Here is a 22803-nt window from a genome sequence, read left to right as displayed (position 1 = left end):
AGCCGCTTCGCTAACTGCCCTACGGCACAGGTGAAGCACTGTCAGTGTCTAGAATCAAACAGGGAACTTAGTTATGCCAACACCTGCGTATTTGACGATCAATGGTAATCGACAAGGTTTAATCAGTGCTGGAGCTTTTACAGCAGATTCAGTGGGTAATACCTACCAGGAAGGGCACGAAGATCAGATTTTGATACAAGCTTTCAGCCATCAAATAATCATTCCACGTGACCCTCAATCCGGCCAGCCCACCGGTCAGCGGGTGCATAAGCCGCTCATGGTTACCAAGGTTTTCGACAAGGCATCCCCGTTGATATTCAGCGCCTTGACCAGTGGCGAAGTCTTGGACAATTGTCATATTGCCTGGTATCGAACTTCCGCTTCAGGTACACAAGAACATTTTTTCAGTATTGAATTGGTAGACGCCGTTATTGTGGAAGTGAATTCCAGAATGCCGAATTGCCAAGATATGAATATGGCGCACTTCACACAGTTGGAAGACGTACATTTCACGTATCGTAAAATCATCTGGACGCATGAAATCTGCGGCACGACGGGTTCAGATGACTGGCGTGCACCTTTGGTCAACTGACGCTCGCGGGATGCCAAATATCGACCAGTTTGACTGGTCGATTCACCTTACGACTGCATCATGCTGTCAGCAGGTGTCGCAGATACACTCTCCAACCGATACCCATACCCATAAATCGTCAGCAACTGCCAACCCCGATCCGCCGTCAGCCCCAGTTTGTTGCGCAGGCGATAGATATGGGTATCCAGCGGCCGTGACGACGCCACTTCTTCGTGGGGCCAGAAGCGTTCGTACAGGTACTCCCGCGACAATGGCCGACCCAGGTTACTGAACAGGCAGCGCGCCAGGCGGTATTCACGCTCCGTCATGACCACTGCCTTGCCCTCACGGGTGACGCTCAGTTCGGCGTCGTCGAAGGTCAGGTCATTGAAACTCAGGACTTCAGCAGCGCTGCTACGTTGCTGGCTGTGCCGGCGCAGTACGGCGGCGACTCGGGCTTTCAGCTCGTTGGGGCGGAACGGTTTGCTGACGTAATCGTCGGCACCGGCGTTCAGCGCCTGGACGATATCGCTTTCGCCGTCGCGGCTGGTCAGCATGATCGCGGCGGGCGGCGCCTCCATGTGTTCGCGGGTCCAGCGCAGCAGCGCCAGGCCGGACAGGTCGGGCAGTTGCCAGTCGAGGATCAGCAGGTCGAAGGTGTCCCGCCGCAATTGGCGCAACAGGTCCTCGCCCCGTTCAAAGCTGTGCAACGACCAAGGCTGGTCTCCCTCCGCAGCCATCTGCTGCAGGGTTTGCTCGACCCGACGCAGTTCGGCGGGTTCATCGTCCAGTATCGCAACGCGCATACGCGTGGGTTCCTTGTTGCTTGAGCAGTGGCCGGCAACCCTGAAGGCTCGGCCTGTGCGGTAAAAGTAAGCAGTCCACCATCGGTCGACGTCCGCTATGATTCTTCGGATCTACATCCTCAGACCTGTGGCCCATGAAACCATTCACTGTCCCCTGCCCTGTTTGTAATGAATAGCCCGCGTCGGCGTGAAAGCCGCGAGCCAAGTCAGGTCCAGCGTCTGTTTCGACGGCTGGTGCGTGAGTGGTTGTGGATAAGTCTAGTGCTGTTGCCGCTGACTGCCTTGTTGTCGTATCGCGCGCAGATCAATCTGCACGACGTGGTACCGATGTGGAGCGCGTTGCTTTCGGTAGGGCTGGTAGCCTGCGTACTCGGATTGCTGCTGTGGCGCCCGCGCTGGGCGATCTGGGTGACATCGTGCGGTGTGGCTTGTGTGCTGCTGGCTAGCGCCGGGCTGGCGGAAGTTCGACACTGGTGGTCACCGACTCCAGCGGCGCTGGGCATGTTGTTCGGCTACCTGATCTGGAACTGGCGGCGCCTGAGTGTGGTGCTGACGTATTTTGGCTGGGAGCTGGCCCGACTGGACCGCGAGCCGAAAGTATTTCCCGAGCGGCGCCGTGCGCAATTCACCAGCGCTGATCAGCTGCAGGGCCAGATCATGGCACTGGAGCAAGCCATGAGCCGCACCCGCGATACCCGGCGTTTCATTGCCGACGGTCTGGAATACCTGCCGGTGGCGACGCTGATCAGCGATCCCAAGGGGCAGATTCTGCTGGGAAACCGCAAGGCCCGGGTATTGTTCGATGACCCGCTGGTCGGTGACTATGTTCTTGAGCAACTGGCCCGCCTCGGTTATCCGGAATTGTCCACAGAACCACGCCCGGCGCTGTCGGACCTGACGCTGCTGGAGTTTCGCGATCACAAGGAACGCAGTTTGCGTCTGGAACGGGCGGCTTTGCTGCCGGTGGATGGCGATACTCCCATCGGCTGGCTGCTGAGCCTCACCGATCTGAGCGCCGAACGCGCCGCAGAAGAACAGCGTGGGGTCTTGCTGCGGTTCCTTTCCCACGATCTGCGCGCCCCGCATTCGGCGATTTTGGCCCTGCTCGATGTACATCGCCATCAAGCCGGCGCGGATTCACCGCTGTTCGAGCAGATCGAGCGCCAGGTACGCCGGGCGCTCGATCTGACTGACGGTTTCGTTCTGCTGGCGCGGGCCGAATCCGAGGCTTATCAGTTCCAGCCCAGTCTGTTCGCGATGCTGGTGCTGGACGTGCTGGATCAGGCGCTGCCCATTGCTCAGCAGAAAAGCATCAAACTGCTGCACACGATGGACGAACAATCCCAGGAGCGTCTGATCAACGCTGACCAGGGCCTGCTGACCCGCGCCTTGTTCAACCTGCTGGAGAACGCGATCAAGTACAGCCCGGTCGGTACCACGATCAAGTTGAACGTCAGTTGCCAGGGTGAGTGGCTATGCTGTGAATTGACCGATCAGGGCAAAGGCATTGCCGCCGAGGAGCTGCCGGATCTGTTCACCCAGTACCGGCGCTTTTCGTCGGCGCAGGGGATTGATGGCGTCGGGTTGGGGCTGTCGATGGTCAAGGCAGTAGTCGACCATCATGGCGGTAACATCGAGTGCCACAGTATCGTCGATCAAGGCACCACGTTCCGGCTGCAGTTACCGCTGATCTGCGAGTGAACAGGCACAAAAAAACCGGCTATATCAGCCGGTTTTTTTACTTCCGAAAAAAACTTATGCACCTTTTACGGTGTTTTATGAGCTTGAGAAATATATAAGTAAATCAATCGGTTACTTTCAATATTCAGGCTTTTTCAACAAAACCGTACACAGGTTATCCACAAAATCTCAGACAGCCACCTGATCATTCGCGGCAGGCGCCTGCGGTGCTGGTGGCAGCGAACCCATTTCGCGCTGGGTCTGTTCGTTCCAGGCCTGTACCCGGTCGTTCAGCTCGGCGATGGCGCGCGGGCCAGTGCCTTCGGCATACATCGGCTCACCGATGACCACGGTGATCACACCCGACGTCTTGCCCCAGCCGATTTTCGGCCAGAACTTGCCGGCATTGTGTGCAATCGGTAGCACCGGAAGCGCCGCATTTACCGCCAACGCGCTGCCACTGCGCGAGAACTTGCCGACAGTGCCGTGGGGAACGCGGGTGCCTTCAGGGAAGATCAATACCCAGACGTTGTCCTTGAGCAGTTCATCGCCCTTGGCCGCGACTTGTTTGAGCGCCGCTTTCGGGTTGTCGCGATCAATCGCGATCGGCCGCAGCATGGCCATGGCCCAACCGAAGAACGGTACGTAGAGCAATTCACGCTTGAGCACCTGGCTCAAGGGCGAGAAATAAGCAGAGAGAAAGAACGTCTCCCAGGTGCTCTGGTGGTTCGACTGAATCACGCAGGGCCGATCCGGCACATTTTCCGCACCTTTGATCTCGTAACGAATGCCGAGAAACACCTTGGTCAACCACAAGGCGCAACGGCACCAGTACACGTTGATGAAACGATAGCGCGCCTTGAACGGCAAAAAGGGCGCGATAAAAAAGCTCAGGCTGCACCACAGCAAGGCAGTAGTGCCCAGCAGCAGGTAAAAGAGAAAGATTCTGATGGCCTGCAGTATCGACATGGCGACGTTTACCGTTACGGGCGATGCCCGACTGTTCAAGCGCACTCCCGATCAATCCCTGGTCAGGAACTTCAGAAGCACTCTAGTTGTGGATAAGTTCTGCGGCAATCGCCGCCAGATCGTCAAAAATCAGGGTGCCGACCGGAAGGGTCTTGCCCAGAGTTTTTTCGCCTTTCCCGGTCTTTACCAAAACGGGCTGTGAATCGACGGCTTTGGCGGCCTCCAGGTCACCAAGGCTGTCGCCGACGAACCAGACATTCGTCAGCGCCACGTTGTAATGCGCCGCGATGGTTTGCAACATCCCCGGCTTCGGCTTGCGGCAATCGCAACCCTCGTCCGGACCATGCGGGCAGTACACGATCAGCCCGACTTCACCGCCCTGCTCTGCCACGAGCGTGCGCAGGCGCGCGTGCATGGCGTCGAGGGTGGCAAGGTCGTAATAGCCGCGAGCAATGCCCGACTGGTTGGTAGCGACCGCCACCGTCCAGCCGGCCTTGCTCAACTGCGCAATCGCCTCGATCGAGCCGGGCAGTGGAATCCACTCCTCCACCGACTTGATGTAAGCGTCGGAGTCGTAATTGATCACTCCATCCCGATCGAGAATCAGCAGTTTCAACAGCAATTCCTCAACCCAGCAGCGAAATGTCGGCAACCCCGAGGAACAGGCCACGCAGACGCGCGAGCAGCGCGTAGCGGTTGGCCCGGACCTTGGCGTCTTCGGCATTGACCATCACCGCGTCGAAGAACGCATCCACCGGCTCGCGCAATGCCGCCAGACGCGCCAGCGATTCGTTGTACTGACGCGCTGCGGCCATTGGCTGCACCGCCTGATCCGCTTGCTGGATCGCCGAGTACAGCGAGAACTCGTTGGCGTTGTCGAAGTATTTGGCTTCGACCACGGTCGGCACCGAGCCTTCAACCTTGCTCAACAGGTTCGATACACGCTTGTTGACCGCCGCCAGCGCTGCCGCTTCCGGCAGCTTGCGGAAGGCCTGAACCGCTTGCACACGCTGGTCGAAGTCCAGCGCCGAACCCGGCTTCAGGGCACGTACCGACAGGTAAGTGGCAACATCGACGCCTTCGTCTTCGTAACGCGCACGCAGACGGTCGAAGATGAATTCCAGCACCGCGTCGTTCAGGCCGGCAGCCTTGACCTTGGCACCGAACGCCGTCACGGCGAAGGCCACGGCGTCGTTCAGATCGAGGTCGAGTTTTTTCTCGATCAGGATACGCAGCACGCCGAGGGCCGCACGGCGCAGGGCATACGGGTCTTTGCTGCCGGTCGGCAGCATGCCGATACCGAAGATGCCGACCAGGGTGTCGAGCTTGTCGGCGATCGCGACAGCCGCACCGGTCAGGGTCGCCGGCAGTTCAGCACCGGCACCGCGTGGCATGTACTGCTCGTTCAGCGCCAGCGCGACGTCTTCCGGCTCGCCGTCATTGAGCGCGTAGTAGTAACCGGCGACACCTTGCATCTCCGGGAACTCGCCGACCATTTCGGTGGCCAGGTCGCACTTCGACAGCAGGCCGGCACGGGCCGCCCACGAAGCGTTGCCGCCGATTCGCGCGGCAATATACGCCGCGAGCTTCGAGACGCGCTCGGCCTTGTCGTAGACGCTGCCGAGTTTTTCCTGGAACACCACGTTCTTCAGGCGATCATTGAAGGCTTCGAGTTTCTGCTTCTTGTCTTGCTTGAAGAAGAACTCGGCGTCGGTCAGGCGTGGGCGAACCACTTTCTCGTTACCGGCGATGATCTGCTGTGGATCTTTGCTTTCGATGTTGGCGACGGTGATGAACCGTGGCAGCAACTTGCCGTCGGCATCCAGCAGGCAGAAGTACTTCTGGTTGTCCTGCATGGTGGTGATCAGTGCTTCCTGCGGCACATCGAGGAAGCGTTCCTCGAACGAGCACACCAGCGGCACCGGCCATTCGACCAGCGCGGTCACTTCATCCAGCAGCGCCGGCGGCACGATCGCGGTGCCTTCCTGACGGGTCGCCAGTTCTTCGGTGCGCTTGCTGATGATCTCGCGACGCTCGTTGGCATCGGCCAGCACGTAGGCGGCACGCAGGTCGGCCAGGTAGCTCGACGGCGAACCGATGCGCACGCTTTCCGGGTGATGGAAACGGTGACCACGGGAGTCGCGGCCAGCCTTCTGCGCGAGGATGGTGCAGTCGATGACCTGGTCACCGAGCAGCATCACCAGCCACTGGGTCGGACGCACGAACTCTTCCTTGCGCGCACCCCAACGCATGCGTTTCGGGATCGGCAGGTCGTTCAGCGAATCTTCGACGATGGTCGGCAGCAGGCTTGCGGTTGGCTTGCCGGCGATGTTCTGGCTGTAACGCAGTTTCGGGCCGCTCTGGTCGATTTCGCTCAGCTCGACGCCGCACTTCTTGGCGAAGCCCAGGGCTGCCTGAGTCGGGTTGCCTTCAGCGTCGAAGGCGGCCTGACGTGGCGGGCCATCCAGGTTGATGCTGCGATCCGGTTGCTGGGTCGCCAGCGCCGTGATCAGCACCGCCAGACGGCGCGGCGCGGCATAGACCGTTTTGCTTTCGTAGCTCAGGCCGGCAGCTTGCAGGCCCTTGTCGATACCGGCGAGGAACGCTTCAGCCAGGGTGTTCAGGGCTTTTGGCGGCAGTTCTTCGGTGCCCAGTTCAACCAGAAAATCTTGCGCACTCATTGTGCAGCCTCCAGCTTGGCCAGTACTTCGTCACGCAGGTCCGGGGTCGCCATCGGGAAGCCCAGCTTGGCGCGGGCCAGCAGGTAGGCTTGCGCAACGGAACGCGCCAGGGTGCGTACGCGCAGGATGTATTGCTGACGCGCGGTCACCGAGATCGCCCGGCGCGCGTCCAGCAGGTTGAAGGTGTGCGAGGCCTTCAGCACCATTTCGTAGCTCGGCAACGGCAGCGGCTGGTCGAGTTCGATCAGGCGCTTGGCTTCGCTTTCATAGAAGTCGAACAGTTCGAACAGTTTGTCGACGTTGGCGTGTTCGAAGTTGTAGGTGGACTGCTCCACTTCGTTCTGGTGGAACACGTCGCCGTAGGTCACCTTGCCGAACGGACCGTCAGCCCAGACCAGGTCGTAGACCGAATCCACGCCTTGCAGGTACATGGCCAGACGCTCCAGACCGTAGGTGATTTCACCGGTGACCGGGTAGCACTCGATGCCGCCAGCCTGCTGGAAGTAGGTGAACTGAGTCACTTCCATGCCGTTGAGCCAGACTTCCCAGCCCAGACCCCAGGCGCCGAGGGTCGGCGATTCCCAGTTGTCTTCGACGAAGCGGATGTCGTGGACCAGCGGGTCCAGGCCGACATGCTTGAGCGAGCCCAGGTACAGTTCCTGGAAGTTGTCCGGGTTCGGCTTCAGAACCACCTGGAACTGATAGTAGTGCTGCAGACGGTTCGGGTTTTCCCCGTAGCGGCCGTCAGTCGGACGGCGGCTTGGCTGCACATACGCGGCGTTCCAGGTTTCCGGGCCGATGGCGCGCAGGAAGGTCGCGGTGTGGAAAGTGCCGGCGCCTACTTCCATATCGTAGGGCTGAAGTACCACACAACCTTGCTCGGCCCAGTATTGCTGGAGCGCGAGGATCAAGTCTTGGAAGGTACGCACGGCTGGCGTAGGCTGGCTCACGAAATTCACCTGTTTCTTGGGCTGCGATTTAAAGAGCGGGAGTATACCCGATTCAGTCGCACCTCCACCCCCTGGAGCCTTATGCCACGCTGCTTTTGGTGTACCGAAGATCCGCTGTACATGGCTTATCACGATCAGGAGTGGGGCACGCCGCTACGCGATGCGCAGGGTTTGTTCGAGTTGCTTTTGCTCGAAGGGTTCCAGGCCGGGCTGTCGTGGATCACCGTGCTGCGTAAACGCGAGCGCTACCGCGAGGTGTTGTACGGTTTCGACGTTCAGCGTGTGGCGCAGATGAGCGACGCCGAAATCGACGAACTGATGCTCGATCCGGGGATCATCCGCAATCGCCTCAAACTCAATGCCGCCCGGCGCAACGCCCAGGCCTGGCTGGCGCTGGAAGACCCGGTGGCGTTTCTCTGGTCGTTCGTCGGCGGCCAACCGATCATCAATCATTTCAAGGATCGCAGCGAAGTCCCGGCGATCACCCCCGAAGCGCTGGCGATGAGCAAAGCCCTGAAAAAGGCCGGCTTCACCTTCGTTGGCCCAACCATTTGCTACGCACTGATGCAGGCTTCGGGCATGGTCATGGATCACACTCAGGACTGCGACCGCTACGCGCAGCTGGTCAACGGCGGTTAGAATGGCCGCCTCGCGCACAGCACAAAATCAGGAGTGACCTGTGGAAAAGTTTAAAGGCGCCTTGCTGGTAGGCGCTCTGCGGCTGTTTGCCCTGCTGCCATGGCGGGCCGTGCAGGCCGTGGGTTCGGCGATCGGCTGGATCATGTGGAAAACCCCCAACCGTTCCCGCGACGTGGTGCGGATCAACCTCGCCAAATGTTTTCCACAGATGGACCCGGCCGAACGTGAGCGCCTGGTCGGCCAGAGCCTCAAAGACATCGGTAAATCCCTGACCGAAAGTGCCTGCGCCTGGATCTGGCCGGCCCAGCGTTCCATCGATCTGGTGCGCGAAGTCGAAGGCCTCGACATCCTCAAGGATGCGCTGGCCTCGGGCAAAGGCGTGGTCGGCATCACCAGCCACCTGGGCAACTGGGAAGTGCTGAACCACTTCTATTGCAGCCAGTGCAAACCGATCATTTTCTACCGCCCGCCAAAGCTCAAGGCTGTGGATGAATTGCTGCGCAAGCAACGCGTGCAACTGGGCAATAAAGTCGCTGCCTCCACCAAGGAAGGCATCCTCAGCGTCATCAAGGAAGTGCGCAAAGGTGGTGCAGTGGGCATTCCGGCTGACCCGGAACCGGCCGAATCCGCGGGGATCTTCGTGCCGTTCTTCGCCACCCAGGCGCTGACCAGTAAATTCGTGCCGAACATGCTCGCCGGCGGCAAAGCGGTCGGCGTGTTCCTGCACGCCCTGCGCCTGCCGGACGGCTCCGGCTACAAAGTGATCCTCGAAGCGGCGCCCGAGGCCATGTACAGCACCGATACCGAGGAATCCTGCGCAGCGATGAGCAAAGTCGTTGAACGCTACGTTGCCGCGTATCCAAGCCAATACATGTGGAGCATGAAGCGCTTCAAGAAACGTCCGCCGGGCGAAGCGCGCTGGTACTGAGCAAGTTGGCACACTCTGTGGATAACCTGCAGGAACGCCGAAGGCTGTGATCTTTTGATCTTGCTTGAGGTTATCCACAACCCGTTCATTCAAGGGCGCATAAAGATGTCCGAACAACGCAAATCCTTCCGCATCAAGATCACCCACGACAGCTTCGGCGAGTGCCTGGGGCAGACGCGCAATCTGTCGGCCACCGGCGTGTATGTGCAGCATCCGCGTCTGGCGTCATTGCCCAAGGGTGCGGTGGTTTATGGCCAGGTGCAGGATTTACCCACAGGCGCGCCGCGGGTGCGAATGGAAGTGGTGACGGTGGATGCCGAGGGCATCGGCCTGCGTTATCTCTAAATTATTGCGCCTGGCGGTCGAGCTTCTTCAGAAACACCGTCATTTCCTTCTCGGCCTGCTTGTCGCCATGGGCGCGGGCGGCTTCCAGACCTTGTTCCCACGCCTGCCGTGCGGCCGCGTGATCGCCCAGTGCGAGTTGCGCTTTGCCCAATAGCTTCCACGCCGCCGAGTACTTCGGGTCGAAACCGACACAGCGCTGGAAATGCTCGGCTGCCTTGGCGTTCTCTCCCAAATCCAGATAACCCTTGCCCAGGCCAAAGCGCAGCAATGAGTTATCCACACCCTTGGCGAGCATTTTTTCCAGGGATTCGAGCATCGATGGGTTCCTTTTCTGTGGAGTGTCAGGTGTAGATCGGTGTCAATTACACCGCTTTCGCGAGCAAGCCCGCTCCCACATTTGGAATGCATTCCCCCTGTGGGAGCGGGCTTGCTCGCGAAGAGGCCATTACAGCCAACGATATTTCTGGATCAGAAGAAGCTGAGACCCACATGAAACAGCTTCTCCACATCGCGAATATGCTTTTTATCCACAAGGAACAGAATCACATGGTCGCCGGTTTCGATCACCGTATCGTCGTGGGCGATGATCACTTCTTCGTTGCGGATGATCGCGCCAATCGTGCTGCCCGGCGGCAGGCCGATTTTCTCGATCGGCCGGCCGATGACCTTGCTCGACTTCGCATCGCCGTGGGCAATCGCCTCGATGGCCTCCGCCGCGCCCCGGCGCAATGAGTGCACGCTGACGATATCGCCACGGCGTACGTGGGCCAGCAAGGTGCCGATGGTCGCCAGTTGCGGGCTGATGGCGATGTCGATGTCGCCGCCCTGGATCAGATCGACGTAAGCCGGGTTGTTGATGATCGTCATCACCTTCTTCGCGCCCAGGCGCTTGGCCAGCAGCGACGACATGATGTTGGCTTCGTCATCGTTGGTCAGCGCAAGGAAGATGTCGGCGTCGGCAATGTTCTCTTCCAGCAGCAGATCACGGTCCGACGCACTTCCCTGCAGCACCACGGTGCTGTCGAGGGTGTCGGAGAGATAGCGGCAGCGGGCCGGGTTCATCTCGATGATCTTCACCTGGTAGCGACTTTCGATGGCCTCGGCCAGACGCTCGCCGATCTGCCCGCCACCGGCAATCACGATGCGCTTGTAGGTTTCGTCGAGACGGCGCATTTCGCTCATCACCGCGCGAATATTCTCACGGGCGGCGATGAAGAAGACTTCGTCATCGGCCTCGATCACCGTATCGCCCTGCGGCAGGATCGGCCGGTCGCGGCGGAAAATCGCCGCGACACGCGTCTCGACATTCGGCATGTGCTCGCGCAACTGGCGCAATTGCTGACCCACCAGCGGCCCGCCGTAATAGGCGCGCACTGCGACAAGCTGCGCCTGGCCTTCGGCGAAGTCGATCACTTGCAGCGCGCCCGGATGCTGGATCAGGCGCTTGATGTAGTTGGTCACCACCTGCTCGGGGCTGATCAGCACGTCGACCGGAATCGCTTCGTTCTGGAACAGCTGTTCTTCGCGGTTCAGATAAGACGCTTCGCGCACCCGGGCGATTTTGGTCGGGGTGTGGAACAGGGTGTGCGCGACCTGACAGGCGACCATGTTGGTCTCGTCACTGTTGGTCACCGCCACCAGCATGTCTGCGTCGTCGGCGCCGGCCTGACGCAGCACCGACGGCAGCGAGCCGCGGCCCTGAATGGTGCGGATGTCGAGACGGTCGCCGAGGTCGCGCAGGCGTTCGCCGTCGGTGTCGACCACGGTGATGTCGTTGGCTTCGCTCGCCAGGTGTTCAGCCAGCGAACCGCCGACCTGCCCCGCACCGAGGATGATGATTTTCATCCAGTCACTCCATTCAATCCATTTAGCCGCGCGCGGCAGCGATCTTGATCAGCTTGGCGTAGTAGAACCCATCATGTCCGCCCTGCTGGGCCAGCAATTGGCGACCATGGGGCTGTTTGATCCCGGCCGTGGTGGCCAGGTCGAGTTCGCGGGCTCCGGGCGTGCGCTCAAGAAACGCGGCGATGACTTCGGTGTTTTCGGTCGGCAAGGTCGAGCACGTGGCGTAGAGCAGGATGCCGCCGACTTCGAGGGTTTTCCACAGGGCGTCGAGCAGCTCGCCTTGCAGTTGCGCTAGGGCAGCGATGTCGTCCGGCTGACGGGTCAGCTTGATGTCCGGATGGCGGCGGATCACGCCGGTGGCCGAGCACGGCGCGTCGAGCAGGATGCGCTGGAACGGCTTGCCGTCCCACCATGCTGCGGTATCGCGACCGTCGGCAGCGATCAGGTCGGCGCTCAGGCCCAGCCGCTCAAGGTTCTCCTTCACCCGCACCAGCCGCTTGGCTTCCAGATCCACCGCCACCACGCCGGCCAGCGCCGGTTCGGCTTCGAGGATGTGGCAGGTCTTGCCGCCCGGCGCGCAGCACGCATCGAGCACGCGCTGACCCGGCGCCAGATCGAGCAGATCGGCGGCCAGTTGCGCCGCTTCGTCCTGCACGCTGATCCAGCCTTCGGCAAAACCCGGCAGGCTGCGCACGTCGGCGGCGGCGTCGAGGACGATGCCGTCGCGGCTATAGACACACGGCGTGGCGGCGATGCCGGCGTCGCTGAGCAAGCCGACGTAGGCGTCGCGGCTGTGATAGCGGCGGTTGACCCGCAGAATCATCGGCGGGTGCGCGTTATTTGCCGCGCAGATCGCTTCCCATTGCTCCGGCCAGAAGGCTTTCAGGGATTTTTGCAGCCAGCGCGGGTGGGCGGTGCGTACCACTGGGTCGCGTTCCAGCTCGGCGAAAATCGTCTCGCTTTCGCGCTGGGCATTGCGCAGCACGGCGTTGAGCAAACCCTTGGCCCACGGCTTTTTCAGCTTGTCGGCGCAACCGACGGTTTCGCCGATGGCCGCGTGCGGCGGCACGCGGGTGTAGAGCAGTTGATAGAGACCGACCAGCAGCAACGCCTCGACATCGGCGTCGGCAGCCTTGAACGGTTTCTGCAAAAGCTTTTCCGCCAGCGCCGACAGCCGTGGCTGCCAGCGCGCGGTGCCGAACGCCAGATCCTGAGTGAAACCGCGATCACGGTCTTCGACCTTGTCCAGTTGCGCCGGCAGGGAGCTGTTCAGCGAAGCCTTGCCGCTGAGCACGGCTGCGAGTGCCTTGGCGGCGGCCAGACGCGGGTTCATTGCGCGTCCACCACGGCGCCGAGCACGGTGCCGACGGCAAATTTCTCGCGACGGCTGTTGAACAGGTCGCTGAAGTTCAGCGCCTTGCCGCCGGGCAGTTGCAGACGGGTCAGGCACAACGCCTGCTCACCGCACGCGACGATCAGGCCGTCCTTGCTGGCGCTGAGGATTGCACCCGGCGCGCCTTTGCCGTCAGCCAGGGTCGCGGCCAGTACTTTCAGCGCTTCACCGTTGAGGGTGCTGTGGGTAATCGGCCATGGATTGAAGGCGCGTACCAGACGCTCCAGCTCAACCGCCGGACGGCTCCAGTCGAGGCGCGCTTCGTCCTTGTTCAGTTTGTGGGCGTAGGTGGCGAGTTCGTCGTTCTGCACTTCGCCTTCGAGGGTTCCGGCGGCCAGGCCGGCAATCGCCTGGACCACGGCGGGCGGGCCCATTTCGGCGAGACGGTCGTGCAGCGTGCCGCCGGTGTCGTCGGCGCTGATCGGGGTCACGACCTTGAGCAGCATCGGCCCGGTATCGAGGCCCGCTTCCATGCGCATCACGGTCACGCCGCTTTCGGCATCACCGTGTTCCACGGCGCGCTGGATCGGCGCCGCACCGCGCCAGCGTGGCAGCAGGGAGGCGTGGCTGTTGATGCAGCCCAGACGCGGAATATCCAGCACCGCTTGCGGCAGGATCAGGCCGTAGGCGACCACCACCAGCAAGTCCGGTTTCAGCGCGGCCAGCTCGGCTTGAGCGTCAGCGTTGCGCAGGGTCGGCGGCTGCAACACCTGGATATTATTTTCCAGGGCCAACTGTTTGACCGGGCTCGGCATCAGTTTTTGCCCGCGACCGGCCGGACGATCCGGTTGGGTGTAGACCGCAACGATCTCGTAAGGGCTGTTCAGCAGGGCCTTGAGGTGCTCGGCGGCGAATTCCGGGGTGCCGGCAAAAACGATGCGCAGTGGCTCAGTCATGAAGGGAGTCTCACAAAAAGAAAAAGGCTTGCCGCAGCAAGCCTTTGAAGGAGGGCATCAAGCGTTCTGGCGATGCAGCTTTTCCAGTTTCTTCTTGATCCGGTCGCGTTTGAGCGTGGACAGGTAATCGACGAACAACTTGCCGTTGAGATGGTCGCATTCGTGCTGGATGCACACTGCGAGCAGACCTTCGGCGATCAGTTCGTAAGGCTGGCCATCGCGGTCCAGCGCCTTGATTTTGACCTTCTGCGGGCGGTCGACGTTTTCGTAGAAACCCGGCACCGAGAGGCAGCCTTCCTGATACTGATCCATCTCGTCGGTCAGCGATTCGAACTCGGGGTTGATGAACACCCGGGGTTCGGTGCGGTCTTCGGAAAGGTCCATCACGACGATACGTTTGTGCACGTTGACCTGGGTCGCGGCAAGGCCGATGCCCGGCGCTTCATACATTGTTTCAAACATGTCATCGACCAACTGACGCACTTCGTCGTCCACTACTGCCACAGGCTTGGCGATAGTACGCAGACGCGGGTCCGGAAATTCGAGGATGTTTAAAATGGCCATAGGCTGATTGCTGCACGTATTGAGTAAAGTCGGGTCGATGGCCTGGCAGGTCCGAAGATGCAGGCTACCGTTGTGAAGCGTAGCTAATGCAATTTGCAGTAGCGAGCCACGGGGGCTCTGACGGTTCACGCGAACGCACATGATAAAGGGATTCGCTGCATGAGGAAAACACTACTCGCCCTGCTGCTTCTGGCTTCGGCCGCGGCTGCGCAAGGGCAAGTGCAACTCAAGGATGGTTTTCCACAGCAATACACGGTGGTTTCGGGAGACACCCTCTGGGACATTTCCGGCAAATACCTGCGCGAGCCCTGGCAATGGCCACAGCTGTGGCGGGCCAATCCGCAAATCGAAAACCCCAACCTGATCTACCCCGGCGACACGCTGACGCTCCGTTACGTCAACGGCCAGCCGCAGCTGACCCTCAATCGCGGCGAGTCACGGGGCACCATCAAGCTGTCGCCACGCATCCGCACCAGCCCGGTGGCCGAGGCGATACCCAGCATTCCGCTGAAATCGATCAACAGTTTCCTGCTGAGCAACCGCATCGTCGACAAGGTCGAGGACTTCGACAAGGCGCCGTATATCGTCGCCGGCGATGCCGAGCGCGTGTTGAGTGGCACTGGCGACCGGATCTTCGCCCGGGGCCACTTCGATCCGAATCAACCGGTGTACGGCATCTTCCGCCAGGGCAAGGTCTACACCGACCCGCAGACCAAGGAGTTTCTCGGGATCAACGCCGACGATATCGGTGGCGGTGAAATCGTCGCCACCGAAGGCGACGTCGCCACCCTCGCCCTGCAACGCACCACCCAGGAAGTACGTCTGGGCGATCGTCTGTTCAGCGGCGAAGAGCGCTCGATCAATTCGACTTTCATGCCCAGCGCCCCGAGCACCAACATCAACGGCCTGATCATCGACGTGCCGCGCGGCGTCACGCAGATCGGCGTGATGGACGTGGTCACCCTGAACAAGGGCAAGCGCGACGGTCTGGCCGAAGGCAATGTGCTGGTGGTGATGAAAACCGGGGAAACCGTGCGCGACCGGGTCACCGGCCAGCCGCTGAAAATTCCCGATGAACGGGCCGGTCTGCTGATGGTGTTCCGCACCTACGACAAGCTCAGTTACGGCCTCGTACTCAACGCATCGCGCTCGCTGGCGGTGCTCGACAAGGTGCGAAATCCTTAGCAGGCTTAACAAGTTACCAACAGAGTTATCCACAGCTTGTTCCGAATGGTTCGGGACTTATAACGATCAAGGATGATCCACGATGCTGTCTGCCTGTACGCCGGTTTCCCCTGCGGAACTGGAAGCGCGTTTGCGCGTGCACCGCTTGCCGGAAATCGGTCCGAAACGTTTTGCCAAACTGCTTGAAGCCTTCGGCTCGGCGTCAAAAGCCCTGAGCGCGCCGGCCAGTGCCTGGCGAGCGCTGGGTCTGCCAGCGGCGTCGGCCGAGGCCCGGCGCAACCCTGAAGTGCGCGACGGCGCCAGCCATGCATTGCGCTGGCTAGAGCGGCCCGGCCAGCATCTATTGATGTTGGACCAGGCGGATTATCCGGCGCTGCTGGCGCAGATCCCTGACCCGCCCCCGCTGTTGTTCGTCGCCGGAGATCCGCTGATTCTGGAAAAACCGCAACTGGCGATGGTCGGCAGTCGCAGTGCTTCACGTCCGGGAATGGACACCGCCGCCGCGTTTTCCCGCAGCCTCGCCGGGGCCGGTTTCGTCATCACCAGTGGCTTGGCGCTGGGTATCGATGCGGCTGCGCATCAAGCGGCGCTGGATGTCGGCGGGCAAACCGTCGGCGTACTCGGCACCGGCCTGGAAAAGTTTTATCCACAGCGCAATCGTCGACTGGCCGACGCGATGATTGCCTCGGGCAGCGCAGTGGTTTCTGAGTTTCCACTGGACGCCGGGCCGACGGCGAGCAACTTCCCCAGGCGCAACCGGATCATCAGCGGTTTGTCTCTCGGCGTGCTGGTGGTCGAGGCGAGTGTCGCCAGCGGTTCACTGATCACCGCCCGCCTGGCGGCGGAACAGGGCCGCGAGGTGTATGCGATTCCCGGCTCGATCCATCACCCCGGCGCACGCGGTTGCCATCAGTTGATCCGCGACGGCGCGGTGCTGGTGGAAACCATCGAACACATTCTCGAAGCCCTGCGCGGCTGGCAGCATTTGCCGTTATCCACAGACCCGCCGGATTCCGCGCATCCCTTGCTTGATCTGCTGCACGCCGCGCCGCACACCAGCGAAGCCTTGGTCGAGAGCAGCGGCTGGGCGTTGCCCAAAGTCCTCGCGGCGCTCACCGAGCTGGAAATGGACGGCCGCGCAGTGTGTGAAAACGGTCGCTGGCTGGCGAGGACACGCTAGGTTTTACAGGGAAGATCGGTAAACTGCGCAAAACCTGTTTTCGGAGAGTTTTTTCATGGTCAACAGTTGGCGTGTGCAACAAGCCGCACGAGAGATTCGCGCCGGGGCGGTGATTGCCTATCCAACCGAAGCCGTCTGGGGGCTGGGTTGCGACCCGTGGAACGAAGAGGCAGTGGATCGGCTGCTGGCGATCAAGAACCGTTCGGTGGACAAGGGCCTGATCCTGGTCGCCGACAACATTCGCCAGTTCGACTTCCTGTTCGAAGATTTCCCGCAAGAGTGGCTCGACCGCATGGCCAGCACCTGGCCGGGGCCGAATACCTGGCTGGTGCCGCATCAGAACCTGTTGCCGGAATGGGTGACGGGCGTGCATGACACGGTGGCGCTGCGGGTCAGCGATCACCCGCAGGTGCGGGATCTGTGCTCGATGGTCGGGCCGCTGATTTCCACCTCGGCCAACCCGCAGGGGCGGCCGGCGGCGCGCACGCGGTTGCGCGTCGAGCAGTATTTCCGTGGGCAGATCGACCTGATCCTTGGCGGGCAGCTGGGTGGGCGCAAGAACCCCAGCGTGATCCGCGATCTGGCAACCGGCAAGGTCATTCGTCCCGACTGACCCTGCGCGAAAACCTATACCGTGAGTCTTCCTCGCCTTGATGGCGAGGGAGACTACGCCTGCCTGCGAATTATCCTGCAATGACGCCGGTTTCCCTGTCGGAAAAGTCGCCAAGTCCCCGGATTCATTGGCTTTTCCCACTCGATTATCAGACTTTCTGGCGTGGCGGAATCGGCAAAAGCAACCATCCTTTCCCTGCACTCGAAACACTTCGATAAGTTAAGGTCTGCGGAGAAAGAATGGACACTACCAATTTGCAACTCACGGATTACCTGCAGGCGCTTCAGGTGACGTTGAAGAGTCACCATGAGGGTTGTCGCATCGTGATGCTTGAGGCAGGGGCGGATACTCAGGAGTTCGACCGGTTTATCGATCGGCAATTTCGGCTTCGGTTGCAGCATTACATGCTGACTTCACGGGCGCGGATGCTCGAAACCAGACTGGCGATAAAGTCGCGCAGTACCCATTTTCTGCTGTATCGGCACGATCAACTGTTGGCGGTATTGAGAGCGACTCCGGCACCGTTCGAGTGGGTATCGCTGGCGCAGCAACACGTTTCTCCCACAGTAGCGCTGTCGCGCCATGTCGAATTCAGTCGATTGATGTCGTACACACCCAATCAGTTGCCCATTGCGGTCAACGGTCTGCTGGCGGCCGCTACCGAGTGGGCCATTAAACGCGGTTATAACGGGGTAACCGCGTTGTGCAGATCGCAACAGCTGCGCTTCTACCAGCGCTTCGGCCTGATGCCGATCGCTTCCAATGCCCTGCATATCGACCAGCGCGCAAGCGGCGATTACTGGGTGCTGTCAGCCGAGTGGCGGCAAATTCTCGCGGCGGTCCAACCGCCTGATCCGGCGGTTGGCCACGTGGTGCAGAAACCGTTGGAGTGTCATCTGCCGAGGTGTTGAACGCGTTCGAACTGACTTGCCAGCCTTGGGTTCGCAACCCTGACTGGCAAGACGTCGAAGGTTTGTCAGGGCAGCAGGATGGTCGAGCCGGTGGTACGCCGGGCCGACAATTCGGTCTGCGCCTTCGCCGCATCAGCCAGTGGATGGCGCTGGCTGATGCTCACCTTGAGCTTGCCGCTGATGATCATCTCGAACAGCTCGTCGGCCATGCGCTGCAGGTTCTCGGCGTTGTTGGCGTAGGTCGCCAGGGTCGGGCGGGTCACGTACAGCGAGCCCTTGGCCGAAAGAATCCCCAGATTCACCCCGTCCACCGCACCGGAGGCGTTGCCGAAACTCACCACCAGCCCACGCGGCGACACACTGTCGAGCGAGGTCAGCCAGGTGTCTTTGCCGACGCCGTCGTACACCACCGGGACTTTCTTGCCGTCAGTCAGCTCCAGCACCCGCTGTGCCACGTTTTCGTGGCTGTAATCGATGGTTGCCCAAGCGCCGTTGGCTTTGGCCAGTTCGGCTTTTTCCTTCGAGCTGACCGTGCCGATCAGCTTGACGCCCAGTGCCTTGGCCCATTGGCAGGCCAATGAACCGACACCCCCGGCAGCGGCGTGGAACAGAATGGTTTCGCCACCCTTGAGTTCATAGGTCTGGCGCAGCAGGTACTGCACGGTGAGGCCCTTGAGCATGACCCCGGCTGCGGTCTCGAAGCTGATTTCGTCCGGCAGCTTCACCAGATTGGCTTCGGGCAGGGTGTGCAACTGGCTGTAGGCACCCAGCGGGCCGCTGCCATATGCCACGCGATCACCGACCTTGAACCGGGTGACGTCGCTGCCCACGGCATCGACGATGCCGGCGCCTTCTGCGCCGAGCCCGGACGGCAAGGCTGGCGGGGCATACAGACCGCTGCGGAAATAGGTATCGATGAAGTTCAGGCCGATCGCCTTGTTCGCCACCCGCACCTGATTCGGGCCGGGCGCGGCGGGTTCGTAGTCAACAAACTCGAGCACTTCGGGACCGCCGTGGGCGCGGAACTGGATACGCTTTGCCATCTGCCTGCTCTCCTTGGGTCGTTTGTAAGCCCCCTATCCAACTCCCCTGCTTGATCTTCGTCAACTGCGGCGCGCAGGTTTGCGGTGTTATGCTACGCGCCCATTTGCGCCGCCCCCTGCCTGCGGGGCGCCCGCGTAGTTATGCCCGATTCAAGGTGAAGCCATGACGACCCGCACCGACGCCGTAAAGGCCTATCTGCTCGATTTGCAAGACCGCATCTGTGCCGCGCTGGAAACCGAGGACGGCGGCACGCGCTTCGTCGAAGACGCCTGGACCCGGCCTGCCGGTGGTGGCGGTCGTACCCGCGTGATCGAAAACGGTATGGTGATCGAAAAGGGCGGCGTCAACTTTTCCCACGTGTTCGGCAGCGGCCTGCCGCCGTCGGCCAGCGCCCATCGCCCGGAACTGGCCGGTCGCGGTTTCGAAGCCCTCGGCGTGTCGCTGGTGATTCACCCGCACAACCCGCATGTGCCGACGTCCCACGCCAACGTGCGCTTTTTCATCGCCGAGAAGGAAGGTGAAGAGCCGGTCTGGTGGTTTGGCGGCGGCTTCGACCTGACCCCCTATTACGGCAATGAAGAAGACTGCATCCACTGGCACCGCGTCGCCGAACAGGCCTGCGCGCCGTTCGGGCCGGACGTCTATCCGCGTTACAAGGCCTGGTGCGACACCTATTTCCACATCAAGCATCGCCATGAACCGCGTGGCATCGGTGGTCTGTTTTTCGACGACCTGAACGAGTGGGATTTCGACACCAGTTTCGCCTTCATGCGCGCCATCGGTGATGCCTACATCGACGCTTACCTGCCGATCGTGCAGCGCCGCAAGCACGATGCGTTCACCGCACAGCAGCGTGAATTCCAGGAATTCCGCCGTGGCCGCTACGTCGAATTCAACCTGGTCTACGACCGAGGCACCCTGTTCGGCCTGCAATCGGGCGGGCGTACCGAGTCGATCCTCATGTCGTTGCCGCCGCAAGTGCGCTGGGCCTATGACTTCAAGGCCGAGCCCGGCAGCGAAGAAGCGCGCCTGACCGACTACTTCCTGCAAGACCGCGACTGGCTGGCCGAGGCCTGAGGACTGCTGATGGATCGTTACGTCGTTTTCGGTAACCCGATCGGCCACAGCAAGTCGCCGATGATTCACAAACTGTTCGCCGAGCAGACCGGTCAGCGCCTCGACTACAGCACCCTGCTGGCGCCGCTCGACGACTTCAGCGCCTGCGCCATGGCGTTCTTCCAGGACGGTCGCGGCGCCAACGTCACTGTGCCGTTCAAGGAAGAGGCCTTTCGCTTGGCCAACAGCCTGACCGCTCGCGCGCAGCGCGCTGGTGCGGTGAACACCTTGAGCAAACTGGTCGACGGTTCGCTGCTCGGCGACAACACCGACGGCGCCGGTCTGGTGCGCGACCTGACGGTGAATGCCGGTTTCAGCCTGACCGGCAAACGCATTCTGCTGCTCGGCGCTGGTGGCGCGGTGCGTGGTGCGCTGGAGCCGTTGCTGGCGGAGAAGCCGGCGTCGGTGATTATCGCCAACCGCACGGTGGACAAGGCCGAGCTGCTGGCCGAGCTGTTCTGTGATCTGGGGCCGGTGTCGGCCAGTGGTTTCGACTGGTTGCAGGAGCCGGTGGACGTGATCATCAACGCCACCTCCGCCAGCCTCACCGGCGACGTGCCGCCGATTGCCGCGAGCCTGATCGAGCCGGGCCAGACCCTGTGCTACGACATGATGTACGGCAAAGAGCCTACCGCATTCTGCCGTTGGGCCAGCGAGCATGGCGCGGCAGTGTCGATGGATGGTCTGGGGATGCTGGCTGAACAGGCGGCCGAGGCGTTTTTCCTGTGGCGCGGGGTGCGTCCGGATACGGCGCCGGTACTGGCCGAACTACGCCGCCAGTTGGCCCTTTAAAAGCTTCGCGAGCAAGCCCGCTCCCACATTGGAATGCGATCAAATGTGGGAGCGGGCTTGCTCGCGAATGGCCGCACCGCCGATCCTGGATCAATCCTCAAACCGGATCGGGCATTTCTCCGCCCCTTCCAGCTTCCGCAACTCCTCCACCACCTGCGGCCGCGCCCGGCGCAGGGTCAGGCTGCGATTCTGACGCAGCAGGCGCCGCGCCTCCTGATGCAGCATCTCCACCCCCGAATAATCGATGAAGTTGATCTGCTGCGCCTCGATCACCACCCGCGTACCGTGCAACCGTTGCAGGCGCACTTGCAGGTAATGGCTGGCGCCGAAGAAGATCGAGCCGCCGACTCGCAGTACGTCCTCCTCACCCTCGCGGGAATGCTGCACTCGCGGTTGCGAGGTGCGCTTGAGGTAGAAGAACAGCGACGCCAGCACCCCGGCATAGATCGCGGTCTGCAGTTCCAGTAGCAGCGTGGCGAGGCAGGTCAGCACCATGACCACGAACTCGGCGCGGCTGACCCGCAGCAACGAACGAATCCCGCGATGATCCACCAGGCCCCAGGCGATCAGCAGAATGCTCCCGGCCATCGCCGGAATGGGGATGTGTGAAATCAGCCCGGCGCCAAAAATCGCGAACAGCGCGACCCAGATCGCCGAAAAAACCCCGGCCAGCGGCGAACAGGCACCTGCCTCGTAACTCAGGCCTGAGCGGGTGAACGAACCGGCGGAGAGCGATCCGGAAAAGAACGCCCCGACAATATTCGACAAGCCCTGTGCGCGGACTTCCTGGTTGGCATCAAGCAACTGCTGCGAACGTGCAGCAATCGAACGGGCAATCGACAGGCTAGTGACCAGACCGAGCATGCCTACCGCCACCGCGCTCGGCAGCAAGCGCAGCACCAGATCGAGATCCAGCGGCAGCGCACTGAACGGTGGCAGGCGTCCGACAAAGGCGCTGACCAGATGCACGTGGCCGAACATCGCCGGCCATAACCACACCACTGCGCTGCCCAGCACCAGCGTTATCAACAGAGTCGGCCAGCGCGGCAGCAGTTGTCTGAGGACAAAACCGACCAGCACCGTGGCCACACCCAACACCAGTGATGGGTTATCCACAGCCCGCAGGTGTTGCAGCAGGTCCATCAGACTGGCCAGCGCCGTGGCTTTCGCCGGCAGATCCAGCCCCAGCAGATTCGGCAACTGGCCGATGGCAATCACCACCGCCGCGCCGAGGGTGAAGCCGAGCACCACCGAGTGCGAGACGAAATTCACCAGTGCACCGAAGCGCAGCAGGCCGAGCAGCCACTGGAAAATCCCCGCCAGGAAGCTCAGCAGCAGGATCAGCGTGATGTAGTCCTGGGATGCGGGAACGGCCAAAGGACTGACGCTGGCGTAGAGCACAATCGAAATTGCTGCAGTCGGGCCGCAGATCAGATGCCACGACGACCCCCACAGGCAGGCGATCAGCACCGGGATGATCGCCGCATAGAGGCCGTATTCCGGCGGCAGGCCGGCGATCAGTGCGTAGGCGATCGACTGCGGCAACGCGAGAATCGCACCGCTCAGGCCAACGACCAGATCCCGGCCGACGCTGGCGCGGGTTTGCCGGGGCAGCCAGGTCAGGAAGGGAAAGAGTGAATGGCGACTTGGCAGGGCCATGGGTCCTCGCGGTGTGTGGGTTTATGCAAGGTTATC

The 22803-nt window shown here is 61.4% G+C and carries 23 protein-coding genes; 11 read left to right on the top strand and 12 right to left on the bottom strand.

Translation table 11 applies throughout. The annotated features are described in order from the left end of the window. Positions 1 to 73 precede the first annotated feature (73 nt). The gene (locus tag ACM6I7_RS12340) at positions 74 to 592 is read left to right on the top strand and encodes an Hcp family type VI secretion system effector (protein ID WP_027610282.1); all 519 of its coding nucleotides are present in this window, start codon (positions 74 to 76) and stop codon (positions 590 to 592) included. A 47-nt stretch (positions 593 to 639) separates the two neighbouring features. Here the strand turns inward: ACM6I7_RS12340 and ACM6I7_RS12335 are convergent, their stop codons facing one another. Next, a complete protein-coding gene (locus ACM6I7_RS12335; RefSeq protein ID WP_027610281.1) occupies positions 640 to 1377 on the bottom strand; it encodes a response regulator transcription factor in 738 nt (245 codons plus the stop codon). Between the two features lie 168 nt (positions 1378 to 1545). Between ACM6I7_RS12335 and ACM6I7_RS12330 the strand changes: the two genes are divergently transcribed. Next, on the top strand, positions 1546 to 3078 hold the full coding sequence (locus tag ACM6I7_RS12330) for a sensor histidine kinase (RefSeq protein ID WP_098966423.1): 1533 nt from the start codon (positions 1546 to 1548) through the stop codon (positions 3076 to 3078). 168 nt (positions 3079 to 3246) lie between these two features. Here the strand turns inward: ACM6I7_RS12330 and ACM6I7_RS12325 are convergent, their stop codons facing one another. From ACM6I7_RS12325 to glyQ, 4 genes are all read right to left on the bottom strand, one after another. Then, positions 3247 to 4026, bottom strand: coding sequence for a lysophospholipid acyltransferase family protein (locus ACM6I7_RS12325; RefSeq protein WP_115988550.1), 780 nt, complete (start codon positions 4024 to 4026; stop codon positions 3247 to 3249). 82 nt (positions 4027 to 4108) lie between these two features. Continuing rightward, positions 4109 to 4648, bottom strand: a complete 540-nt coding sequence (gene gmhB, locus ACM6I7_RS12320; protein ID WP_177325594.1) for a D-glycero-beta-D-manno-heptose 1,7-bisphosphate 7-phosphatase — start codon at positions 4646 to 4648, stop codon at positions 4109 to 4111. 4 nt (positions 4649 to 4652) lie between these two features. Then, positions 4653 to 6707 carry a glycine--tRNA ligase subunit beta gene (glyS, locus tag ACM6I7_RS12315; protein WP_096795468.1) on the bottom strand — a complete coding sequence of 685 codons (2055 nt, stop codon included), beginning with the start codon at positions 6705 to 6707 and terminating at the stop codon, positions 4653 to 4655. Next, on the bottom strand, positions 6704 to 7657 hold the full coding sequence (gene glyQ / locus ACM6I7_RS12310) for a glycine--tRNA ligase subunit alpha (protein ID WP_003187265.1): 954 nt from the start codon (positions 7655 to 7657) through the stop codon (positions 6704 to 6706). The genes glyS and glyQ overlap by 4 nt, the downstream gene beginning before the upstream one ends. Before the next feature lie 81 nt (positions 7658 to 7738). On the opposite strand from glyQ, the gene ACM6I7_RS12305 reads away from it, so the two are divergent. The 3 genes from ACM6I7_RS12305 (at position 7739) to ACM6I7_RS12295 (ending at position 9569) form a co-directional block, all read left to right on the top strand. Then, on the top strand, positions 7739 to 8296 hold the full coding sequence (locus tag ACM6I7_RS12305; protein WP_115986448.1) for a DNA-3-methyladenine glycosylase I: 558 nt from the start codon (positions 7739 to 7741) through the stop codon (positions 8294 to 8296). Positions 8297 to 8336: 40 nt separating this feature from the next. Continuing rightward, the gene (locus ACM6I7_RS12300; protein ID WP_027610276.1) at positions 8337 to 9224 is read left to right on the top strand and encodes a lysophospholipid acyltransferase; all 888 of its coding nucleotides are present in this window, start codon (positions 8337 to 8339) and stop codon (positions 9222 to 9224) included. A gap of 105 nt (positions 9225 to 9329) precedes the next feature. Then, positions 9330 to 9569, top strand: a complete 240-nt coding sequence (locus ACM6I7_RS12295) for a PilZ domain-containing protein (protein ID WP_007960749.1) — start codon at positions 9330 to 9332, stop codon at positions 9567 to 9569. Position 9570: 1 nt separating this feature from the next. On the opposite strand, the gene ACM6I7_RS12290 is transcribed toward ACM6I7_RS12295, so the two are convergent. The 5 genes from ACM6I7_RS12290 to def all read right to left on the bottom strand — a co-directional run bounded on the left by ACM6I7_RS12290 (position 9571) and on the right by def (position 14267). Further along, positions 9571 to 9885 carry a tetratricopeptide repeat protein gene (locus ACM6I7_RS12290; protein WP_027610275.1) on the bottom strand — a complete coding sequence of 105 codons (315 nt, stop codon included), beginning with the start codon at positions 9883 to 9885 and terminating at the stop codon, positions 9571 to 9573. 152 nt (positions 9886 to 10037) lie between these two features. Next, positions 10038 to 11414, bottom strand: coding sequence for a Trk system potassium transporter TrkA (trkA, locus tag ACM6I7_RS12285; RefSeq protein ID WP_003220233.1), 1377 nt, complete (start codon positions 11412 to 11414; stop codon positions 10038 to 10040). 22 nt (positions 11415 to 11436) lie between these two features. Continuing rightward, a complete protein-coding gene (gene rsmB / locus ACM6I7_RS12280) occupies positions 11437 to 12747 on the bottom strand; it encodes a 16S rRNA (cytosine(967)-C(5))-methyltransferase RsmB (RefSeq protein ID WP_414888659.1) in 1311 nt (436 codons plus the stop codon). Further along, positions 12744 to 13703 (bottom strand): methionyl-tRNA formyltransferase, encoded by a 960-nt coding sequence (gene fmt / locus ACM6I7_RS12275; RefSeq protein ID WP_401064838.1) that lies wholly within the window; start codon positions 13701 to 13703, stop codon positions 12744 to 12746. The genes rsmB and fmt overlap by 4 nt, the downstream gene beginning before the upstream one ends. Before the next feature lie 57 nt (positions 13704 to 13760). Next, positions 13761 to 14267 carry a peptide deformylase gene (gene def, locus ACM6I7_RS12270; protein ID WP_027610272.1) on the bottom strand — a complete coding sequence of 169 codons (507 nt, stop codon included), beginning with the start codon at positions 14265 to 14267 and terminating at the stop codon, positions 13761 to 13763. Between the two features lie 159 nt (positions 14268 to 14426). Between def and ACM6I7_RS12265 the strand changes: the two genes are divergently transcribed. From ACM6I7_RS12265 to ACM6I7_RS12250, 4 genes are all read left to right on the top strand, one after another. Beyond that, on the top strand, positions 14427 to 15452 hold the full coding sequence (locus tag ACM6I7_RS12265; protein ID WP_414888658.1) for a LysM peptidoglycan-binding domain-containing protein: 1026 nt from the start codon (positions 14427 to 14429) through the stop codon (positions 15450 to 15452). Positions 15453 to 15534: 82 nt separating this feature from the next. Beyond that, positions 15535 to 16632 carry a DNA-processing protein DprA gene (gene dprA / locus ACM6I7_RS12260; RefSeq protein WP_414888657.1) on the top strand — a complete coding sequence of 366 codons (1098 nt, stop codon included), beginning with the start codon at positions 15535 to 15537 and terminating at the stop codon, positions 16630 to 16632. 55 nt (positions 16633 to 16687) lie between these two features. Next, positions 16688 to 17245: an L-threonylcarbamoyladenylate synthase gene (locus tag ACM6I7_RS12255; protein WP_003220243.1), complete on the top strand. Its 558-nt coding sequence runs from the start codon at positions 16688 to 16690 to the stop codon at positions 17243 to 17245. 239 nt (positions 17246 to 17484) lie between these two features. Continuing rightward, on the top strand, positions 17485 to 18156 hold the full coding sequence (locus ACM6I7_RS12250) for a hypothetical protein (protein WP_414888656.1): 672 nt from the start codon (positions 17485 to 17487) through the stop codon (positions 18154 to 18156). 65 nt (positions 18157 to 18221) lie between these two features. On the opposite strand, the gene ACM6I7_RS12245 is transcribed toward ACM6I7_RS12250, so the two are convergent. Next, entirely contained in the window at positions 18222 to 19199 is a 978-nt protein-coding gene (locus tag ACM6I7_RS12245; RefSeq protein WP_414888655.1) for an NADPH:quinone reductase, read from the bottom strand. A 163-nt stretch (positions 19200 to 19362) separates the two neighbouring features. On the opposite strand from ACM6I7_RS12245, the gene hemF reads away from it, so the two are divergent. Beyond that, a complete protein-coding gene (gene hemF, locus ACM6I7_RS12240; protein ID WP_097090218.1) occupies positions 19363 to 20277 on the top strand; it encodes an oxygen-dependent coproporphyrinogen oxidase in 915 nt (304 codons plus the stop codon). A 9-nt stretch (positions 20278 to 20286) separates the two neighbouring features. Then, positions 20287 to 21108, top strand: coding sequence for a shikimate dehydrogenase (gene aroE / locus ACM6I7_RS12235; protein WP_115988541.1), 822 nt, complete (start codon positions 20287 to 20289; stop codon positions 21106 to 21108). Between the two features lie 90 nt (positions 21109 to 21198). Here aroE and ACM6I7_RS12230 read toward each other — a convergent pair whose 3' ends face one another. Then, on the bottom strand, positions 21199 to 22767 hold the full coding sequence (locus tag ACM6I7_RS12230; RefSeq protein WP_414888654.1) for a SulP family inorganic anion transporter: 1569 nt from the start codon (positions 22765 to 22767) through the stop codon (positions 21199 to 21201). Positions 22768 to 22803 lie beyond the last annotated feature (36 nt).

Source organism: Pseudomonas sp. IT-93MI4, assembly GCF_949767635.1.
In the GTDB taxonomy this organism is placed as follows: Bacteria; Pseudomonadota; Gammaproteobacteria; order Pseudomonadales; family Pseudomonadaceae; genus Aquipseudomonas; species Aquipseudomonas putida_A.
This window is presented reverse-complemented; position numbering and strand designations above follow the sequence as displayed.

What these genes read in the sequence shown, in the direction of transcription:
- ACM6I7_RS12340 (WP_027610282.1), top strand. Translation starts at nt 74, where the DNA reads ATGCCAACACCTGCGTATTTGACGATCAATGGTAATCGACAAGGTTTA.
- ACM6I7_RS12335 (WP_027610281.1), bottom strand. Translation starts at nt 1,377, where the DNA reads ATGCGCGTTGCGATACTGGACGATGAACCCGCCGAACTGCGTCGGGTC.
- ACM6I7_RS12330 (WP_098966423.1), top strand. Translation starts at nt 1,546, where the DNA reads ATGAATAGCCCGCGTCGGCGTGAAAGCCGCGAGCCAAGTCAGGTCCAG.
- ACM6I7_RS12325 (WP_115988550.1), bottom strand. Translation starts at nt 4,026, where the DNA reads ATGTCGATACTGCAGGCCATCAGAATCTTTCTCTTTTACCTGCTGCTG.
- glyS (WP_096795468.1), bottom strand. Translation starts at nt 6,707, where the DNA reads ATGAGTGCGCAAGATTTTCTGGTTGAACTGGGCACCGAAGAACTGCCG.
- ACM6I7_RS12305 (WP_115986448.1), top strand. Translation starts at nt 7,739, where the DNA reads ATGCCACGCTGCTTTTGGTGTACCGAAGATCCGCTGTACATGGCTTAT.
- ACM6I7_RS12295 (WP_007960749.1), top strand. Translation starts at nt 9,330, where the DNA reads ATGTCCGAACAACGCAAATCCTTCCGCATCAAGATCACCCACGACAGC.
- ACM6I7_RS12290 (WP_027610275.1), bottom strand. Translation starts at nt 9,885, where the DNA reads ATGCTCGAATCCCTGGAAAAAATGCTCGCCAAGGGTGTGGATAACTCA.
- trkA (WP_003220233.1), bottom strand. Translation starts at nt 11,414, where the DNA reads ATGAAAATCATCATCCTCGGTGCGGGGCAGGTCGGCGGTTCGCTGGCT.
- rsmB (WP_414888659.1), bottom strand. Translation starts at nt 12,747, where the DNA reads ATGAACCCGCGTCTGGCCGCCGCCAAGGCACTCGCAGCCGTGCTCAGC.
- fmt (WP_401064838.1), bottom strand. Translation starts at nt 13,703, where the DNA reads ATGACTGAGCCACTGCGCATCGTTTTTGCCGGCACCCCGGAATTCGCC.
- def (WP_027610272.1), bottom strand. Translation starts at nt 14,267, where the DNA reads ATGGCCATTTTAAACATCCTCGAATTTCCGGACCCGCGTCTGCGTACT.
- ACM6I7_RS12265 (WP_414888658.1), top strand. Translation starts at nt 14,427, where the DNA reads ATGAGGAAAACACTACTCGCCCTGCTGCTTCTGGCTTCGGCCGCGGCT.
- dprA (WP_414888657.1), top strand. Translation starts at nt 15,535, where the DNA reads ATGCTGTCTGCCTGTACGCCGGTTTCCCCTGCGGAACTGGAAGCGCGT.
- ACM6I7_RS12255 (WP_003220243.1), top strand. Translation starts at nt 16,688, where the DNA reads ATGGTCAACAGTTGGCGTGTGCAACAAGCCGCACGAGAGATTCGCGCC.
- ACM6I7_RS12250 (WP_414888656.1), top strand. Translation starts at nt 17,485, where the DNA reads ATGGACACTACCAATTTGCAACTCACGGATTACCTGCAGGCGCTTCAG.
- ACM6I7_RS12245 (WP_414888655.1), bottom strand. Translation starts at nt 19,199, where the DNA reads ATGGCAAAGCGTATCCAGTTCCGCGCCCACGGCGGTCCCGAAGTGCTC.
- hemF (WP_097090218.1), top strand. Translation starts at nt 19,363, where the DNA reads ATGACGACCCGCACCGACGCCGTAAAGGCCTATCTGCTCGATTTGCAA.
- aroE (WP_115988541.1), top strand. Translation starts at nt 20,287, where the DNA reads ATGGATCGTTACGTCGTTTTCGGTAACCCGATCGGCCACAGCAAGTCG.
- ACM6I7_RS12230 (WP_414888654.1), bottom strand. Translation starts at nt 22,767, where the DNA reads ATGGCCCTGCCAAGTCGCCATTCACTCTTTCCCTTCCTGACCTGGCTG.